The sequence below is a fragment of the Bradyrhizobium retamae genome (genome assembly GCF_001440415.1).
GTDB lineage: Bacteria > Pseudomonadota > Alphaproteobacteria > Rhizobiales > Xanthobacteraceae > Bradyrhizobium > Bradyrhizobium retamae.
This window is the reverse complement of record NZ_LLYA01000001.1, coordinates 451062-465905: the sequence shown is the minus strand read 5'-3', so window position 1 is coordinate 465905 and position 14844 is coordinate 451062. Positions and strand designations below refer to the sequence as shown.

Here is a 14844-nt window from a genome sequence, read left to right as displayed (position 1 = left end):
GGTGAGTTCCTGCACGCTGCAGCCCGAATTTGGTTTCAATTCGTTGAAAGGGTGATCAGGAACCATATTGATGAATGGCTGTTAATGCGGGCGTATCAACGGGAGGGGACCTGTGAACCTCGTCGTCGTTTCTAACCGCGTTTCGCGCGGAAAACCCAACGAACCCATGACGGGGGGACTCGCGGCGGCATTGTTGCCGATTGTCGAGAAGTTGGGCGCCATCTGGGTCGGCTCCAGCGGCCGGGTTCGTGACGGGAACCTGAAGGAACCATTTGCCGAGATCGAAGCGCTCGGCGCCGGCGCACTGGCGATGCTGGACCTGCCGGCCGCGCATTACGGCGGCTATTACGAAGGTTTTGCGAATTCCGCACTATGGCCGGCGCTGCATTCGCGCGCCGATCTGATCCGCGCCTCGCAGGAGGACTATCTCAGCTATCGCGAGGTGAACGCCTTCATGGCGCGCGCGCTGTTGCGATTCCGAAAAGCGGATTCGGCGTTCTGGATTCAGGACTACCATTTCCTCGCGCTCGGCGCCGAACTGCGCGATCTCCGCGTCACTGAGCCGATCGGTTTCTTCCTCCATACGCCGTGGCCGGCCCGCGCAGTGATCGGCGGCGTGCCGCACCATCGCGAGCTGGTCGAGGCGATGCTGGCCTATGATTTGATCGGCTTCCAGACCGAGGAAGACTGCGAGAACTTCCTGGCTTACGCGCAGTCCGACCTCGGCCTCGTCGTGCATGACGGCGTCATCATTTCGCGCTACGGCCGAACGCGCGCTGCGGTATTTCCGATCGGCATCGATCCCCAGCTATTCGCGCAGTTGGCAACGAAGGCGTCGACCCATCCGGATGTCTCGCGGCTGCGGCGCAGCCTGAATGGCGAGAAGCTCGCGATCGGGGTCGACCGGCTGGATTATTCCAAGGGCCTGATCAACCGCATCAAGGCGTTCGACCGGATGTGGACCTTGCACCCGTCGCTGTCGCGCACGGTGTCGTTGCTGCAGATCGCAACGCCGTCGCGCGGTGCGATCGAGGCCTACGGCAATCTGCAGAGCGATGTCGCAAGGTTGGTCAGCGACGTCAACGGCGTTCATGGCGAAGTCGACTGGACGCCTATCCGTTATCTCAACAAGGGCTACGGCCAGGCCGTGCTCGCCGGCCTCTATCGCACCGCGCAGGTTGGCGTGGTCACGCCGCTGCAGGACGGCATGAATCTCGTCGCCAAGGAATATGTCGCCGCGCAAAACCCGGTCGACCCTGGCGTGCTTGTGCTGTCGAAATTTGCCGGCGCCGCAAACGAACTCGACACTGCCCTCTTGGTCAATCCGCACGACATCGACGGCATGGCGCGCACCATTGCGATCGCGCTGTCGATGCCGCTAACCGAACGGCGGATGCGCTGGGAGGCGATGATGGCGAAGCTGCGCGGCCATACCATCCAGCAATGGTTCGCCGACTTCACCGACGCGTTGCGCGAAAGCCAGCTCGATCGCAGCGAACTGGCGCCTGTTCTGGCGGAGCCCCCGCTATGGCCGCTTCGTTCCGCCAGCAACACCAACGCGCGGTATCACTAGAGCGTTTTCCAGCGAAGTGGACACCGGTTCGCGTCAAGAAAACGCGTCAAAACAAGAATCTAGAGCCCGGTTCTGATTCAATCAGAACCGAAAGGGTTCGAGGGCCCCAGCTCAAGCGAGCTAACGCCTCATCCTGAGTTCGAAATCAAAGTGCTCGGCAACCCAAGCCGCACTTAATGGCAATACGACACGCCATCCAGCACCGGGCAGCGCGCCTTGTTCGGCGCGCTCGGATTCTCCATCGGCACCATGCCGCCCTTGCCTGAGCCGGCGAACACGCCGGGGCCGATGACGACGGATGACTTGTTGCCGATGATGACGCTCGGATGCGGCGAGGCCAGCCTCGATCGCGAGCCGTCGGCCCACACGATGGCGTCGCCCGCGAAGATGCCGCGCCGGCCGTCATCGCAGCTGACATCCACGCCCTGACGCGTGCAGGCCTGCGCCATTGCCGGGCCCGCCGCGGCGCCCGCAAACGCCGACAAAAGGATAGCGAACAGAAGCGCCCGCGCGATGATCATGCCGTCCTCCACCAATTGCGTTGCCACCGTGGTCGTCGATCGTGGCCGGATTCCGGTTCAAGGGTCCCGGGAAGCACTGATCATCCGGCGCTGAACGTGCCAAATTGCTAAGCAAATTCAATGAATTGGGGAAATTTTGAGGGCTGTGCCCGGCGTCCCTTGCAAAATCAGTGCTGCCCCTTCAAGAGAGGGCCTCCGGAGAGATGGCCGAGTGGCTTAAGGCGCACGCTTGGAAAGCGTGTGTGCGGGAAACCGTACCGTGGGTTCGAATCCCACTCTCTCCGCCAGACTCCCAAAATGTCTAGCTAGCCGATCCATCTGAACAGCTTCGCCGCTGCCAGGGGCCCCAAGCGGCTGTCTGATCCAATCCTGAAACGGCGGCCGGACCGCTGTTTTAATGGCCTGCGGGTTCATCTTACGGGCAGCTTACGAGCCAGAGTGCCGCACTGGCTGACAGCACCTCACCGCTGTAGGCTATTCGTGTGCTGGCCGCCCCTGGGTCGCCCGCACTCTGCCAAAAGGGAGAAAAAGCAAAAGGGGAGGGAGACGTCGATGAAAATGAGTTCGCTTAGGAAAGTCGCTCTGTTCGCAGCAACCTCCGCCACGTTGGCGTTCGCGGGCACAGCGCTCGCCCAACAGCCTCGGGTCCTCAAGATACAATCGGCGGTTCCGCCGTCATCCACCACGCACGATGCTCTCAAGTTTTTTGCCGACCGCGTCGACAAGCTGACCGGCGGCAATCTCAAGATCGAGGCGCTGCCGGGCGGCGCGGTCGTTCCGCCGTTCGAGATCCTGGATGCCACGCACAAGAAGGTGATCGACGGTGCCTATGGCATCTCCTACTGGTGGTACGGCAAGAGCGTCACCGCGACGCTGTTCGCCAATACACCGGCGGGCATTTTCGGCATGGATGCTGTCGACTTCATTGGATGGGTCTACGAGGGCGGCGGCCTCGATCTGTGGAACGAGTTCTACCAGAAGGAGCTCAAGCTCAATCTGGTGGCATTTCCGAGCATTCCGCCGAGCCCGCAGGCACTCGGCTGGTTCAAGCGTCCGATCAAGGACCTGCCCGACTTCAGGGGAATGAAGTGCCGGCAGACCGGCATCGTCTCCCAGCTCTACGCCAAAATGGGTATGGCGGTTGTCAACATGCCGGGTGGTGAGATCCTGCCCGCCGCAGAGCGCGGCACGATCGATTGTGCCGAGTGGGTCGGTGGAATTGAGGATCAGCGCCTCGGTCTGCATACGGTCTGGAAATACCACTACACACCCGGCATGCATGAGAGCGCCTCTGTCGCTGAGATCGCGATCAACAAGGACGTGTGGGACAGCTTGCCGGATCAGAACAAGGAAGCCATCAAGTCGGCCACATCAGAGACGTTCCTGCGGTGGTGGGCCAGCTTCCAGCGACAAAACGCGGACGCGATCTCAGAGTTTAAGGAGAAGCACGGAGTTAAGCTTCTCACTACACCGCCCGAGGTCAATCAGGCCTTCCTCAAGGCTTGGGATGAGTTTGCCGCGGCGGAGGCCGCGAAGAACCCGTTCTTCAAGAAAGTCTACGAATCTCAGAAGGCCTACGCCGCCAAGGTCGTGCCCGCCAAGCGCTTCATGTTCCCGCCCTACGCTTTGCAGGCGGACCACTATTGGCCTGTTAAAGAATAAGACGGCCTTGACTGGAGGACATAGCTGGAGGGGCGGCCTCGGCCGCCCTTCTTGGTGTGATAAGCAGCCGATCGCGCTTACCTGACAAGGTTCGGCAACCACAGTGCGATTTGCGGGAACAACAGCAGCAGCGCCAGAACTACGACCTGAATCACTATATAGTCGGACATGCCCCGGTAAATCGTGCTCAAGCTCCACTGCGGAACGACGTTCCGCAGGTAGTACGCCGACATTGCAACGGGCGGGCTCAAGTACGACGTCTGCATATTGACGGCGATCAGTGCGCCAAACCAGATCAGCAGGTCGAGCTTGTTCAAGCCAAACTGAAGCTTTTCGACCACCGGCAAAACGATCGGAAGAAAGACCAGGATGATCACGGGCCATTCAAACGGCCAGCCGAGGACGAAAAAGATCGCCATGATCAACGCCAGCTTCCACCAGTCACTCAACGGAAGTGCGAGCAGATAGTTGGTAATCAAGTTCGCCGTACCCAGCTTGGTGAAGACCGCGCCAAACACCGTCGAGGCCACCGCCAGAAACAGCACCATGGCCGAGGTCACCATCGTGCCGATGGCCGCATTGGTGATCGATTGCATGCTGAGCCGGCCGTAAAAGAGTGCAAGGAGGATAGCGCCGAAAGCTCCGCACGAGGCTGCCTCCGTCGGCGTGGCGATTCCACCGACGATGGTTCCCAGGGTAAATCCAATCAGCGCGCTCAAAGGCGCAACGCCGAGCATGACGGCGCGGAAGTAGGCGTTCCGGAAGTAGGGGTAAGCCGTCAAAATAGCTAACACCGAAGCGACGGCCGATAGGCTAAGCGGTCCGATCGTAAACGACAGACGCGGCACACGCGCTTGGCTTAATAACAAATCGAGCAGCAAATACGCCAATGCGACCAAGCACGCGAGGCCCAATCCGACTACAGGAGCGCCTACCTTTTCCGTGGTCATCGCATCATAGGTGGCTGTGCGCTCCTCCATGGTCATGGCTGGACCGAGCTTCGGATTGATCAAGCTGCGGACGAGCGTATAGGCAATATAACAGCCTGCGAGCAGAAAGCCCGGGCCGAACGCCGCTGAATAGAGAAGATTGACGGGCACGCCCATGACCGGGCCCATGACTACCAGCATTATGCTCGGAGGGACCAGAATGCCGAGCGTACCGCCGGCGGCGATTGCACCCGCTGATAGCCGCGCGTCATAGCCAGTTTTGATCATCATCGATCCGGCCATGATGCCGAGCACGGTCACCGCGGCGCCCACGATGCCGGTCGCCATCGCAAAAATAGTCGCCGTTAGAATTACGGCCACATAGAGCGATCCGCGCACCGGCGCGAGAACGCTGCGCAAAGCCACGAACAGCCGCTCCATGAGTCCGGCCTGTTCGGTCATGTAACCCATGAAGATGAACAGCGGCACGGCGGGAAAGATCTCGTCTTTCATCGTGCCCCAGATCTGCAGGTAGCCGAGATTGAAAGTCTGTTCCCACCCGAGGCCAATGCCACCAAAAACAAGGGCGAGAAACAGCAGCGTGAAGGAAATCGGGAAGCCGATGAAAATGACGAAGACCATACCGACGAGCATGGCAAGTCCGAGAGCTTCGGCCGCGGTCATGGTTGTTCAGACCTCGATCTTCTCGTGTTTGGCCAAGAATGCGCCGGTTCGCCAAGCCCAGAGGCTCTTCATCAACTCCGAGATGCCCTGCAAGAACAGCATGAAGGCCGTCAGCGGAATAACCCCGCGCAGCGGCCACAGGACCGGCGTCCACGCGCCGGAGCTTCCGCGTTCGTTGATCGAGAGCGAGTACAGGAAATCGTCTATTGAGAGGAAGAACAGCACGACCATTGTCGGCAGGAAGAACAGCAGGAACGCCAGGCTGTCGATCATGCCTTTCGTGCGATCCGAGAACGCTTCCCACAGTACATCGGTGCGGATGTGAGCGCCCTTCAGGAGCGCCAATGCCGAGCCCAGCATGAACAAGGTCGCGTAGGACATCGTCGTCACATCGAGGGCCCAGATCGTCGGATCCCCCAGGACGTAGCGGGCAAAAACCTCGACCACATTGGCGCAAATCAGGGGAATGATCGAGAGGACGAAGAGATACCCGGTCAATTCCGTGAACTTGTCGATGCTACGGATGATGGCCAAATAGCTGCGGGGTGGCATGGGCTTTGGCGGAGCAGGAATGTTGGCCATTGCTGTATGCCCAGACGGCGCCCGGCCTTGGACTTCCCCATAAGGATAACCGTCCAGTGCGACCCACCGCTCTCTCAAATGATCCCGATGTTAGCTTAGCGGCCGTCTGCGTACCAGCGGATGAATGGCCGCGGCGATCCGGTCAGGATTGCGATGCACAATCCGAAGGCGACATACAGATGAATAGAGGTCCCTGCTGGTTAGGCGCCCCGCAGGGGCCGAATGTCTGGTTCTGGGCACTACGGAAAGCAAGCGAAGGCGGGTGCCGCGCCATAGCTGCGAAGCAGCGAGGGCGGGCGGGGACCGACTCTCGCTGATCTACGCCACCTGTTGAACAGCCACGTCGTACGCCTCGATCGTTGCCTTGGCGCGCGTGGCTACTTCCGCTGCCGTCATGCCGGGCTTGTAGAGGCTGCTGCCGAGGCCGAACGCCAGAATGCCGGCCTTCATGTAATCCGCGAAGTTTTTGTCGGAGACGCCGCCCACGGCGGCGATCATCAGGTCTGCAGGGAGAACAGCGCGGATGGCGGTGATGCCCGCCGCGCCAAGCACGCTCGCGGGAAAGAATTTGAGGCTCGAGGCGCCCGCCTTGGCGGCGAGAAGCGCCTCCGTTGGACTAAAGACGCCGGGCATCGTAACCATGCCGCGTGCCCGGGCGCCGGCAATAATTTCAGGATCGATGTTGGGAGTTACGAGAAGCCGGCCGCCAACATTGTGGAGCCGCTCGACAGCTTCCAGCGTCAAGACCGTGCCAGCCCCAACCAGGATTCCGGCGGGCGCCCTCCTGACGGCGATCTCAATGGAGCGGAACGGGTCCGGCGAATTGAGCGGGATCTCGATTGCCGTCATGCCGCTGTCGATCAGCACGCTGACAAGATCCGCCGCCTCCTGGGGCCTCACGCCGCGCAGGATCGCGACCAGCGGACGCTTCATCGGGGGAAATGGGACAACGCTCATTCGTCTGATCCTTCATACGTTCCAAATCGAGTGAGCGGCCATAGCAAGACCGCGACGGACCGCATCCTCGGCACCGATTGATCGGACAGGTACGGAAGTCGTGTCAAACGCCAACTGGTAAAGCATCTGGAGCCGACCTGAGGCCACCAGCATGATGCCTGCCTTGGGAGCTTCGGCGAGCCCCGCCGCCAGTTCAAGACCAATGAGCGTGCCCGATATTTTTTCTCGGGCCGAGGATGGCGTGCCGCCGTAGAGCAGCTGACCCGATCGCACCTGGAACAACAGATTGGCAGCGAACGCTGGCGCCTCAAAGGCGGCAACGACCGCTGACTTGAATGCATCGACATCTTCGCCTTCATCGGCGCCGGCCACCGCGTGAGACAGGATCGTTTCGCGCGACACGACGTCGAACAGCTCGCCCGTCATGAATGTGGCGAACCGCTCGACGGTGCCGCCACTCGCCCTGACCCATTTCGAATGGGTGCCCGGCATGCAGACGAGCGCGTCGTCGGCCGCGTCGACGCCCAAGGCGCCGAGCAACTGTGTTTCCTCGCCCCGCATGACGTCTGGCGCCTTGGGGTCTCGTTGCGCTATTCCCGGGAGGATGCGGATATCACGGTCCTGTCCCTGCACCACGACGGCCTGCTTCAGGATCGATGCGAGCCGCGCCGGCGTCTCGACATATCCGGCTTCGACCCACCCCTGCCGGGCGCCGGCCATGCCGCAGATGACAATGGGCAGCCCATCCGCGGCGCCGACGGCTCTAAGATGCGATTGCAGCACGGTTGAGAAGCCAAGCTTGCCTGCCGCCATCATGCCTTCGTGGCTGCGCCGCTCCCCCAGCACGTTGCCGGTCCGGTCGACCAGCCAAAGCCGAAAACTGCTTGTGCCCCAATCGACCGCAATATATGCAGCCTCGCTCATTTCAAATCCGTCCCGATGCCTATCTGCGCCTTGAGGACATCGTATCACGCCAATCTGCCGGCGAGCTACGTTCGCTTTCCATTTGATTTGCAAAAGCGCAATCAGCATGATCCGAGGTCAGCGAAGCCGGGCCGTTTGCTGCGGGGGGCTTTGCCAACGAGCACACGTCCGCGACAACGCGGCATGACAACAAGAACAAAAATTCGGGAGAACGCCGTCGTGATCAATTTTTTCTTCGGGCGCGCAATTGCGGGCCTTGGCCTGCTGATTGCGGCGCTCTCGCCGCAGGCGCACGCGCAATCCTCCGCCAGGACGGTAACGCTGGTGGTGCCCTTTGCGGCCGGCGGCGGCACCGACACTGTCGCGCGTCTGATCGGTGAGCGGATGTCGCGCACGCTCGGCCAGACCGTCATTATCGAGAACGTGGTCGGAGGCGGCAGCACGCTGGCCAATGATCGCGTGGCCCGATCGGCGCCTGACGGCACCACGATCCTCATTAATCACGTCGCGCTGCTAGCGGCGCCCAGCCTGTTCACCAACCTTCGCTACGATACCAAAACGGCGTTCGAGGCGGTCGGCCTCGTCAACAACGCGCCAATGGTTCTGATTGGCCGCAAGTCGATCCCCGGCGCCGGACCGAAGGACTTTGTGGACTGGATCAAGGCACAACGCGACAAGGCGAACTTCGCGCATGGCGGCCTCGGGACCAACAGCCATTTGTGTGCCGTGATGATGGGCAATGTGCTCGGCTTCAAGCCCACAGTCGCGGCCTATCGCGGATCGGCGCCGGCGATCTCCGACCTGCTGGCGGGGCAGATCGATCTTTTGTGGGATCAGGTGACCAACGCGCTGCCGCAGATCCAGGCCGGAACGTTGCACGGCATCGCCATTACCTCGCCGGAACGGCTTGAACAGTTGAAGGACGTGCCGACCACGGCCGAGCTTGGCATGCCCGAGGTCAGCTACTCGATGTGGCATGGACTCTACGTCGCGAAGGGCACGTCCAGGGAAACCATCGGCGCGCTGAATTCAGCGCTCCGTGCAGCACTGGCCGACCCCACCCTGCTGGAGAAGCTGAAACAGCTCGGTACCTTGCCGTTTCCCGAAAACGAGCTGACGCCGGAGGCGCACGCGCGCCTGTTTGCCAGCGACCTGACACGGGTGGCCAAGCTCGTTGAAAGCTCGGGAATCAAAGCAAGCGAAGCGAAGTAGCGCGCTTACGGGGTGCGGAACGGCTGCGCCGAATTGCGCAGCTCCGTCACACGATCAGATCGTGCGGCGCTTGGGTAGTGACAGCGATACCCGGCTGGTTCCAACTGAAACCGTCGGACCATTGCGCAGACGGTTCGATCGTTTGGGCTGTCTCCGTCGTCGCCGGCGGTACACTGGCTCCTGAAGCGTCTTCGGGGGAACTGACAAACGATGAGATGTCCTCTGAAGGGTCGATGACGTCAGAAGTTTTGACGTCGGACATCTTGTCCTTGAAGTGGAACGTGTCGTCGGCGCCGTTGATCGTGATCGTCACTACCTGCGCGGTACCGTCGATGGTGGTTACCGTGAAGGTGTCAGTCAACGTGTCGCAGTCGTTCAGCGCCTGCACGTCGCAATTGGCGTTGTCGAGCTTGTAGGTCCAGACGCCATCTGCCGTCATTGTGAAGGTGCCATAGCCGCCATCGCTCGCCTTCGGCTTGCACACCTCCGTGAACGTATTGGGCTTGTTGTCGACGTCGGTATCTGTGAGCGTGCCGGTCGTGATCGGCGTACCGTATGTGCAAGCGCCAGCCTCGGTTACTGAACCGGTCGTGGCGCCGCAAATGATGGCGTCGTCGTTGGCGCCGTTGATGGTGATCGTCACCACCTGCGGAGTGCCGTCGATGGTGGTCACCGTAAAGGAGTCGGTCAGTTTGTCGCAGACATTGAGGCTCTGCACCGTGCAGTTGGTGTTGTCGAGCGTGTAGGTCCAGACGCCATCCGTCGTCATGGTGAAAGTGCCATAGCCGCCATCGCTCGGCTTCGGCGATTCGATCGCCGTAAAGGTGTTGGGAGCATTGTCGACATCAGTGTCGGTGAGCGTGCCGGTCGCGGTTGGTTTGCAAGATACCGAATTGGCCAGGCCGCCAGCCTCGATGACCGAGCCTTGCTTGGTTCCGCAAATGATGGCGGCGTCGTTGGTACCGTTTATGGTAACCGTCACCAGTTGCTCGGTGCCGTCCAGGGCGGTCACCTTGAAAGTGTCGGTCAACGTGTCTCCGACACTAAGTGCCTGCACCGCGCAATTGCTGTCGTCGAGCATGTAGGTCCACACGCCGTCCGGCGTTATCGTGAAGGTGCCATAGCCGGCGTCGCTGGCCGTCGGGCAATTGACCGCCGTAAAACCGGACGCGTTGTCGACGTCGGTAGCGGTCAGCGTGCCGGTCGCGGTCGGCAGATCGCACTTGGTGCCGCCGTCCTCGGTCACGGAGCCGGTCGTGGTGCCGGAAATGACTGCTGCGTCGTTGGTGCCGATGATGGTGACTGTCACGACTTGGGGGGTGCCGTCGATCGTGGTCACCGTGAAGGAGTCGGTCAGTTTATCGCCGACATTGAGTGCCTGCACCGTACCGTTGGAGTCGTTGACCGTGTAAGTCCATACGCCGGCCGCCGTCATCGTGAAGGTGCCAAAGCCCTGCGCGCTCGCGGTCGGGATGTCAACCGTCGTAAAAGTATTGGGCGCGTCATCGACGTCGGCGCTGGTGAGCGTCCCAGTGGCGCTCAGCGTGGCGAGCGCGACGTTGGCGACGCCGCTGGCCTCGATCGCCGTGCCGTTGGTGGCGCCGGAGATGATGGCCGCGTCGTTGCTGCCGTTGATGGCGATTGTAAAGGGTTGATTGGCCGAGAGCGTGCCGTCGGATACGGTGACCATGAAGTCCGTGGTGGTGGGCTCGGTCAGCGCATTGATCGCGTCATTGTCCGGAACGAACGTATAGGCGCCGGTCGTGCTGTCGACGTAAAGCGTACCGTAGGGACCAGCGTTCGATACATCGTACGTCACCCCGTCGATTGTGGTGCTACCGGGGGTTCCCCCGCTGATGCCGAAGGTCAGCGTAGCGTCGCTGTTGGGGCTACTGGCAAGGAAAGTGCCGCTTGTCGCGGCGAACACGTCAAAGATCGTGGTGTCGATTTCGGTCGGCCCGACCACCGCATTCAGCGTCGGTGGCGTCGGCTGCGGAGGCGGCAGTTGTCCGATGATCATCTCCGGGGCCGACGCGAGGATCACCGCGGGCAAAGCAGGCAAATCCTGCGGCGGGGAAGAATCGTCAATCTGAATGAAATTGATCGGTTGCACCGGTAGCCGCTCGAGGGGAGGAGGCGTGCTCGATCCCGTCGACCCCAGTCCCTTCTCGTAGATGGCGAGCGCCTCCTGCTGGGCCGCCTGCAGTTCAGCCATTCGCGCAGGGGAGTTTGTGCTCTGACTGACGCTGATCGTGGACCCTTGCGAACGCAGGATGATGGTCTGTCCGGGATCCTCAACGAGGATATGTCGAGGGATCACATCCTTGGTGACTAGCTCGAATGAGCCGTGCTCGAGGTCCTTGTATGTGATGTTGCCGTCGTCCAGGAGCGTGACGTTCGGATCGGCGGCCCGGGCCTCCTTCACAAGCGAGAACGTCAGTGCCGTGAGCCACAGCATGCCGAACCTGCCGGCATGAGCCCGACTTTGCGGATCGCTGACCGCGACTTGAGCGGCGGTGCGGGTCTCCCGCCCAACGGGGTCCGAGCCGGCCGCGGTCTGAGCGTTGCCGATAATTTGGGGAAGCGGAGCCGCCGCGGCCTTACGTTCGTCCTCGGTCTCGGCGTGGGACCCGACAAGCATGGCTTCAATCCCCGCCCCTCGCGTGAAATTTTCGTGGTCTGGCTTTGCCCAGCGCACGAGGTCAAAATATTCAGGTCAAAATAGCCTACCGCGGCCAGCCGAGGGCTAGCCGCCAAGACTTCACGCTACCCCAATCCATGGACGGTAGGCTTTAGGCTCAAAAGGAGTAATACTTTTGAGCGGATGATAGAATAATGCCTTCCTCCGACATCGGGTCTAATGTTGCCTTGGCCGACGGTTCAAAGCGACCGTGAGCGCTCTCTCGGACAAGATCTTCTCAGGAAGGGGGGATCATGTGCACGCATGCTATTGCTGCGTTGGTGACAGGCTTCGTTCTGGTGACCGCCGGGCTTTTTGCTGGGCCGGCTCACGCGCAACGCGATTCCGCCAGGCCCGCCGTTCAGGATCTCGCGTCAAAACCAATTGGAAAAATTGTTGTCGCCACGGGTTCGGTCACACTTGAACGCGCGAGTGCGATGGTCGTTCAGGCCAGCACCTCAGGTCAAGCCGGTCAGGCGAAGGTAGGTGATCTCGTCTATCAGGGCGATGTCGTTGCAACCGGCGCCGACGGCCGGGTCGGTATCAACTTCACCGACGGCACGTCCTTCAACCTGTCGAACAACGCGCGCATGGCATTGAACGAGTTCGTGTACGATCCAAATAGCGCATCCAACTCGACCTTGTTCAGCCTAACCAAGGGAACCCTCACCTTTGTCGCGGGCAAAGTCGCGAAGTCCGGCGATATGAAAGTCGACACGCCGGTCGCGACCATGGGCGTTCGAGGCACCACGCCACGCATCGAAATTTCGGATGACGGGACAGTCAGATTTTCCACTCTCATTGAAGAAGGCAAAAGCAGGGTCACGCCAAAGCCGGGCGCACCGGCGGCACAGCAACCGGACCAAAAGCCCTATCCAAAATCAAATCTGAACATCTGTCGGGGATGCTAGGCCCATTCGCGTTGTGAAAGACCTGTCAGCGAACTAGGTCTCGGGAGTTCAAATCGGCGGCCGCCTAAGCGCGAGTGCCAGGATCGGAGAGCCTGATATGAAATGCAGTGCGGGCGGGCGCGTCATTCAGGGCCTTGCGCCTGCTTTTGCCTTGCTGCTGCTCGGTTCGCCGGCTGCCGCGCAGAATCCCAAGAAGGGCGGCTATCTGGAGAATATTGCGTTGTGCAACGGGTCGGATCGCACGTCGTTTGCAGTCCGAATCAATGGTTGCACGGCATTCATCGACTCCGGTCAGGGTACGACGAGGGCGCTTGCGGTTGCCTATAACAATCGTGGCAATGCCCACACGGCAGCGGGAGACATTGACCGCGCTCTGCCGGATTTCGATCAATCGATCAAGCTTGATCCGACTTATGCAAAACCCTTCAACAACCGCGGCGCAGCTTACTTGAGGAAGGGCGAATACGACCTCGCCCTCAAATCTCTTGACCAAGCGATCAGGCTCAACCCGAATTACGCCGGAACTTTCGTCAACCGGGCTGGGGTCTTCCTGAAAAAGCACGAGTACGATCGCGCGGCGCGAGATTACGACGAGGCAATTCGTCTTGAGCCCAATCTGGAAGCCGCGTGGAGCGGGCGCTGCTGGACCCGCGCCATCATCGGCTCGTTGCAGGCGGCGCTTGAGGACTGCAACAAGGTGCTTCAGTCATGGCCGAACGACGCCGCCACATATGACTCGCGCGGACTGATTCACTTGAAGATGGGAAAAGCTGCCGCGGCAATCGATGATTTCAGTGCCGCGCTACGCTTCGATTCCAAGCTGGCGAGTGCGCTATATGGGCGCGGGCTTGCCAGGCTCAAGAGCGGCGACAAGGCTGGCGGCGACGCCGATATTTCCGCAGCAAAGACGCTGCGGGCCGGAATCGATGACGACTTCATGCGCTACGGCGTGCGCGGCGGCAGCTAGAAGTTTTTCCAGCTCTAGCCGGCGAGCCCGGCGCGGCGAACTCGTCATGAAACGATGCCGCGCCCAGGCTGCCGGGCTAATCCAGCTTCACGTTCGCTTCGGTCGCGACCTTGCGCCAGCGCTCGACTTCCGACGACACCATTTTCGCGAACGCAGGACCGGCGACATCAGGAACGTCGGAGCCGTTGCGCTCCCAGGCTTCCTTGATGGCCGGGGTCTGCATGGCCTTCTGCAACTCCTTGGCCATCTGCTCGACGATCGCCGGCGGCGTGTTCTTCGGTGCAAACAGGCCGTACCAGGTCGATACTTCATAGCCGGGAAGGCCTGCTTCGGCAGCGGTCGGAAGATCGGGGAACGCGGGCACACGTTTTGGCGCAGCGACGGCCAGCGCCCGCAACTGTCCGGCCCTGATGGGGGCGGCCGACGAGCCGAGTCCGTCGAAGACAACAGGCACGTGGCCGGCGATGAGATCCTGCATCGCGGGGCCGGCCCCGCGATACGGGACGTGCTGAAGGTTGGTCTTGGTCAGAATCTTGAACAGTTCGCCCGCGAGATGATGCGTGGTGCCGGCTCCGGCAGAACCGTAGTTCAATTTGCCCGGATTGGCCTTGGCGTAGGTGATGAACTCAGCCAGCGTTTTGGCGGTGACCTTCTCGGGATTGACGACGACGACCTGGGGCGGCCGCGCGACCAGGGCAACTGCAACGAAATCCTTTTCGAAATTGTAGTCGAGATTGGGATAGAGCGACGGTGCAATGGCGTGATGCGCTGCGCCCATGAAGAAGGTGTAGCCATCCGGCGCGGCCTTCGACGCCAGCGATGCGCCGACCGTGCCGCCCGCGCCGGCGCGGTTTTCAATCAGCACGCGTTTTCCCAACTGGCTGTCGAGCTGGGCTGCGAGCGGGCGGGCAAAGGCGTCGGTGCCGCCGCCGGCCGCGAACGGGACGATGAAGGTGATCGGCTTCTCCGGCCATGACTGGGCTTGGGCCTGACCAGCCACGGCGGATACCGCCGCCAGAACTGTAAACAGGGCGTACCGGACAACTCTTGACTTCACGGTATTCTCCTCCGGGTATTGCAAATTGGCATCCGCCCTCGGCGGCGCGATTGTCTTTTACGTCCCTGATTCCGGCTTTATTCCGGAAACGGCCAGGGCAACGAGCCCGCACCGTATGCAATATGCCAGGCGCGATCCATCAAAATGAGCAGCCGGCCGGAGGAAAATGGTCGTAGTCCTGGGGC

Annotated in this window: 12 protein-coding genes and 1 tRNA gene; 6 read left to right on the top strand and 7 right to left on the bottom strand. The window is 61.1% G+C overall.

What is annotated here, in order from left to right; translation table 11 throughout:
• The first annotated feature begins 112 nt into the window (after positions 1 to 112).
• Entirely contained in the window at positions 113 to 1573 is a 1461-nt protein-coding gene (locus CQ13_RS02145; protein ID WP_057841339.1) for a trehalose-6-phosphate synthase, read from the top strand.
• Positions 1574 to 1746: 173 nt separating this feature from the next.
• Here CQ13_RS02145 and CQ13_RS02140 read toward each other — a convergent pair whose 3' ends face one another.
• Entirely contained in the window at positions 1747 to 2094 is a 348-nt protein-coding gene (locus tag CQ13_RS02140; protein WP_057841338.1) for a hypothetical protein, read from the bottom strand.
• A 197-nt stretch (positions 2095 to 2291) separates the two neighbouring features.
• Here CQ13_RS02140 and CQ13_RS02135 point away from each other — a divergent pair.
• Positions 2292 to 2381: transfer RNA gene (locus CQ13_RS02135), tRNA-Ser, on the top strand.
• Positions 2382 to 2532: 151 nt separating this feature from the next.
• Positions 2533 to 3756 carry a TRAP transporter substrate-binding protein gene (locus CQ13_RS02130; protein WP_156433439.1) on the top strand — a complete coding sequence of 408 codons (1224 nt, stop codon included), beginning with the start codon at positions 2533 to 2535 and terminating at the stop codon, positions 3754 to 3756.
• Positions 3757 to 3833: 77 nt separating this feature from the next.
• On the opposite strand, the gene CQ13_RS02125 is transcribed toward CQ13_RS02130, so the two are convergent.
• The 4 genes from CQ13_RS02125 to CQ13_RS02110 all read right to left on the bottom strand — a co-directional run bounded on the left by CQ13_RS02125 (position 3834) and on the right by CQ13_RS02110 (position 7832).
• On the bottom strand, positions 3834 to 5369 hold the full coding sequence (locus CQ13_RS02125) for a TRAP transporter large permease (protein WP_057841336.1): 1536 nt from the start codon (positions 5367 to 5369) through the stop codon (positions 3834 to 3836).
• A gap of 6 nt (positions 5370 to 5375) precedes the next feature.
• On the bottom strand, positions 5376 to 5951 hold the full coding sequence (locus CQ13_RS02120) for a TRAP transporter small permease subunit (protein ID WP_082637263.1): 576 nt from the start codon (positions 5949 to 5951) through the stop codon (positions 5376 to 5378).
• A gap of 318 nt (positions 5952 to 6269) precedes the next feature.
• A complete protein-coding gene (locus CQ13_RS02115) occupies positions 6270 to 6908 on the bottom strand; it encodes a 2-dehydro-3-deoxy-6-phosphogalactonate aldolase (RefSeq protein WP_057841334.1) in 639 nt (212 codons plus the stop codon).
• A gap of 12 nt (positions 6909 to 6920) precedes the next feature.
• Entirely contained in the window at positions 6921 to 7832 is a 912-nt protein-coding gene (locus CQ13_RS02110) for a 2-dehydro-3-deoxygalactonokinase (RefSeq protein ID WP_057841333.1), read from the bottom strand.
• Between the two features lie 219 nt (positions 7833 to 8051).
• On the opposite strand from CQ13_RS02110, the gene CQ13_RS02105 reads away from it, so the two are divergent.
• Positions 8052 to 9044, top strand: coding sequence for a tripartite tricarboxylate transporter substrate-binding protein (locus tag CQ13_RS02105; RefSeq protein ID WP_057841332.1), 993 nt, complete (start codon positions 8052 to 8054; stop codon positions 9042 to 9044).
• A 46-nt stretch (positions 9045 to 9090) separates the two neighbouring features.
• Here CQ13_RS02105 and CQ13_RS02100 read toward each other — a convergent pair whose 3' ends face one another.
• A complete protein-coding gene (locus CQ13_RS02100) occupies positions 9091 to 11685 on the bottom strand; it encodes a VCBS domain-containing protein (RefSeq protein ID WP_057841331.1) in 2595 nt (864 codons plus the stop codon).
• A gap of 293 nt (positions 11686 to 11978) precedes the next feature.
• Between CQ13_RS02100 and CQ13_RS02095 the strand changes: the two genes are divergently transcribed.
• Together CQ13_RS02095 and CQ13_RS02090 are read left to right on the top strand one after the other, a co-directional pair.
• Entirely contained in the window at positions 11979 to 12635 is a 657-nt protein-coding gene (locus CQ13_RS02095) for a FecR family protein (RefSeq protein ID WP_057841330.1), read from the top strand.
• A 97-nt stretch (positions 12636 to 12732) separates the two neighbouring features.
• Positions 12733 to 13602: a tetratricopeptide repeat protein gene (locus CQ13_RS02090; protein ID WP_057841329.1), complete on the top strand. Its 870-nt coding sequence runs from the start codon at positions 12733 to 12735 to the stop codon at positions 13600 to 13602.
• Between the two features lie 76 nt (positions 13603 to 13678).
• Here CQ13_RS02090 and CQ13_RS02085 read toward each other — a convergent pair whose 3' ends face one another.
• Positions 13679 to 14659 carry a Bug family tripartite tricarboxylate transporter substrate binding protein gene (locus tag CQ13_RS02085; RefSeq protein WP_057841328.1) on the bottom strand — a complete coding sequence of 327 codons (981 nt, stop codon included), beginning with the start codon at positions 14657 to 14659 and terminating at the stop codon, positions 13679 to 13681.
• Between the last annotated feature and the right edge of the window lie 185 nt (positions 14660 to 14844).